Annotated in this window: 5 protein-coding genes; 1 reads left to right on the forward strand and 4 read right to left on the reverse strand. The window is 43.8% G+C overall.

From position 1 onward, the window contains the following. Nucleotides 1–204 (forward strand): hypothetical protein (locus ICN10_RS10035; RefSeq protein ID WP_216215360.1); only part of this gene is annotated, 204 nt, incomplete at its 5' end. A gap of 289 nt (nucleotides 205–493) precedes the next feature. Here the strand turns inward: ICN10_RS10035 and ICN10_RS10040 are convergent. The 4 genes from ICN10_RS10040 to ICN10_RS10050 all read right to left on the reverse strand — a co-directional run bounded on the left by ICN10_RS10040 (nucleotide 494) and on the right by ICN10_RS10050 (nucleotide 3,017). Beyond that, entirely contained in the window at nucleotides 494–1,252 is a 759-nt protein-coding gene (locus ICN10_RS10040; protein ID WP_216215362.1) for an arylamine N-acetyltransferase, read from the reverse strand. A gap of 47 nt (nucleotides 1,253–1,299) precedes the next feature. Next, a complete protein-coding gene (locus ICN10_RS10045) occupies nucleotides 1,300–2,091 on the reverse strand; it encodes an FRG domain-containing protein (protein ID WP_216215364.1) in 792 nt (263 codons plus the stop codon). Nucleotides 2,092–2,130: 39 nt separating this feature from the next. Then, nucleotides 2,131–2,262, reverse strand: a complete 132-nt coding sequence (locus tag ICN10_RS10160) for a hypothetical protein (protein WP_255536889.1) — start codon at nucleotides 2,260–2,262, stop codon at nucleotides 2,131–2,133. Between the two features lie 275 nt (nucleotides 2,263–2,537). Next, nucleotides 2,538–3,017 (reverse strand): glycine zipper family protein, encoded by a 480-nt coding sequence (locus ICN10_RS10050; protein ID WP_216215365.1) that lies wholly within the window; start codon nucleotides 3,015–3,017, stop codon nucleotides 2,538–2,540. Nucleotides 3,018–3,056: the final 39 nt, after the last annotated feature.

Consider the following 3,056-nt stretch of genomic DNA (forward strand, 5'->3'; position numbering starts at 1 on the left):
TCTTGGCTGATCCGCCTTCATACCACCGGGCATATTGCATCAGCGATGGTAGAGTTTTGTACGGCAATCAAGAAGTATTTACAAGCTTCTTCTAAAGGTCTTGCTACTGGCAGTCAGAGCCTCAATTTGCCTATGCAGGGTAATGATTTGCTAGATTTAAAACGCATGCCATGTTTGAACACAGTACAGCTCCTTTTAAAGTAAAAAATTATCAAAATCTCGCACTTGAAGTCGTGCTAAAAGTGAATTCAGGTCAATTAGACTCCACTGGAATTTCAAAACCAACCGAAGAGGAAAGTATTTGCATTAGCTCTTTAACCATGACTCAGCATTGCTACATAAGCCTCTACAGCAACCTCAGAGCCTAAGACTGGCATCGATGCAAAGAGTCACCGCATCAGTTGTAATTTTTACCGTATTTACATCTATCACAGCGGTACCTACTTAATATTTTTATCATGTGATCCACCCTTAAAACGGTTGCATTGGGCGCCTATAAGTTGAAATACTCTTTCAATACAGCATCAATTTTTTCATCTTCAATCTCCGATTTACTGACTGCTCCATCCCGAATGGTCTTTAGAGTATTGCCCAGGAGAATGGTTCTGCCTGATGGATTCTGAATAATCACCAATCTCTTTTGTACAAAGATGGCCTCTGGGTGTGTGGAGTTCAGGTGATTGGCTGGTGCAAAATCAACCCATTCCCACGGATAAAGATCAAAGGCATGCTGATTGGCCCAAGCGCCATCGACGTAAGCCTTGAGAAGGTATTCATCTGATTTTGATTTTTCAAGCATGAAAATATCATTATCTTGTTCGATTGGCTCTCCAATCCAATCTAAATCGATTGGCGCACGAATACCATAGCTACCAAATCCCAGGTCACACAGATACTTTCTGCCATCGATTTTGGCAACAATGGCCATATGGGTTTTTGGGCGTCTAACTGGATAAAACATAGGTCTTGCTGCTACAAATTGGTATTCAATTCCCAGGGCCTCTAGCGCCATGGCAAAGATGCCGTTGACTTCATAGCAATATCCGCCTCGATTGTGGCTAATGATCTTATCTACAATCTCTTCTGGCACAAGAGAAACTATTTTTCCCGCTTGTACATCTAGATTTTCAAAGGGGACCGTCATTAGTTGCTGACGCATCAGGGCATTTAAAGTTTGAGCATTTGGTTTGAGATCACCCTTATAGCCAATACGATCACAATATTTATATAGGGAAAAGTTAGTTGCTTGCATATAGTTTGTGGATAGTTAAGAAAGTAGATATTAATTGCTTGGTATTTTTAGCGATTATGGGGGTTTAGTTCATACCCAACCCAAGACATCTCCAGTTCGTAAGCCATTGATTTAGCCAGACCATCTAAATCCGGAAATAAAGTTGAGTGGGTAATATTCATGCGATATAGCTCTTGCATAGCCTGAGATCTCATTGATTGATGTAGCACCAGCTTTTGTAGAAGATCTTCACTGGCGCCATAATTATTGATAATATGATCTAAAGACTTGTCTAACACTCCAGGCATAACGAATGTTCCCGACTGGGCCACTAACCTGCGATCCATTTGACGGGGCTCACCAACCCATAGCATTTCATGATCATTAAATAAAAAGTACTTCGCAAAATTGCCCTTCAATCTGGGGTCAACCATTTGCCTCGTCAGCTCGGGATGCCCAGTAGGAGCAAGCCTCCACAGCCTTGGGGTGTCTAAGGCAAATATTGCGCAATCTGATTTCACATCACATAACGCAAAGTAGGCTGCTACAAAGGGAGACTTAGTAAAGTCGAGCATCCTAGTGGGAGAGCCATGATGCTGCATAAGGGCCAAGCAGCGCAGGTCATCGTCTAAAACACTGGGATCATCTAAAAAGTTATGGGCCTTGCGCCGAAAGATCCTCAGCGCTCGCTCTTCTCTGGTGGGCCACTGACTCGCATCAGGAATGTATTGAGCTAGATATCGTGATAGTGAAGTATCGAGCGACCAGCTAGCATCCTCTTGCCCGCGAAAAATCCAACCCTCAAACTGGGTAGTAAGTTCAATAAATTGACTCCAAGAGGAAATTTCGATTGTTTGCACAAAAGCCTTAATAAATTAATAGTAAATATCGCTCGGGGATCAAAGAACCATGACTACTGCAGTCTTAATGGCCAGCCCCACCATCAAGAGCCCAAATGCTTTTCTAAGGTGCGTAGTTGAAATAAGTCCAGCTAAGCGCACACCCAATTTAGAAGCCGGAATAGAGCACATACTCATAACCTATAGTGCGTATAAATCAACATACCCCCAGCGCCAATCCTGGGGCATGCCCGAGGTGATACCAAAGCCCAAAACAGCCCCAACCGAGATGGGCAATATCACTCCTGTAGCAGTGCCAATTGCCCTGCTTAGTGGAAATAGTCAGTATTAGCTCCCTCAATGCACATTTCTAGTCGCGGATGGAGGGTTGTATCGCGTAATGGAAAGGCTTTGTAACAAGGAAATATATATGCCAATTAAGAGCTGGCGGTTTTTATGGATATAAACTATTGATTAGATTTAAGGTTGTTGCTTGGAGGCGCGTAATTAGGGGCGCCACCCTGAGTTGGGTAACTTGGCACTTGATTACCCTTAGAGTACATGCATTGCTGATATGCAATGTTGTATTGAGTCTGCGCCTGATTTTGCTTGCCAGCAGAGTTCATAGCACCCATAGCGGCGCCACCTAATAATCCAACACCAGCACCAGTACCAACATTTTGACTGCTACCACCTTGAATCACTGCACCAGCAGCAGCGCCTAAAGCTGCACCAATCGCAGCGCTAGTGGCACCTTCTTTTAAAGCGGCATTGCTAGTATCTTTTACAGCATTTGCAGCAAATTGACGGCATTCTTGATCCTCTTGTTGAAACACATCAAAAGGCTTGCCTTCGCGAGGCATGATGGCAATGGTCGGGCCAGTAGGCGCAGAGACGCAAGCAGCCAAAGAAGCAAGTAAGGTCAGACTCATAATAGTGCGTTTCATGTGGGGTCCTTAAATAAATTCATGATTAATGCGTCAGAC

Origin of the sequence: Polynucleobacter sp. 86C-FISCH (assembly GCF_018882415.1) — a bacterium.
In the GTDB taxonomy this organism is placed as follows: Bacteria; Pseudomonadota; Gammaproteobacteria; order Burkholderiales; family Burkholderiaceae; genus Polynucleobacter.

What these genes read in the sequence shown, in the direction of transcription:
- ICN10_RS10040 (WP_216215362.1), bottom strand. Translation starts at nt 1,252, where the DNA reads ATGCAAGCAACTAACTTTTCCCTATATAAATATTGTGATCGTATTGGC.
- ICN10_RS10160 (WP_255536889.1), bottom strand. Translation starts at nt 2,262, where the DNA reads ATGTGCTCTATTCCGGCTTCTAAATTGGGTGTGCGCTTAGCTGGACTT.
- ICN10_RS10050 (WP_216215365.1), bottom strand. Translation starts at nt 3,017, where the DNA reads ATGAAACGCACTATTATGAGTCTGACCTTACTTGCTTCTTTGGCTGCT.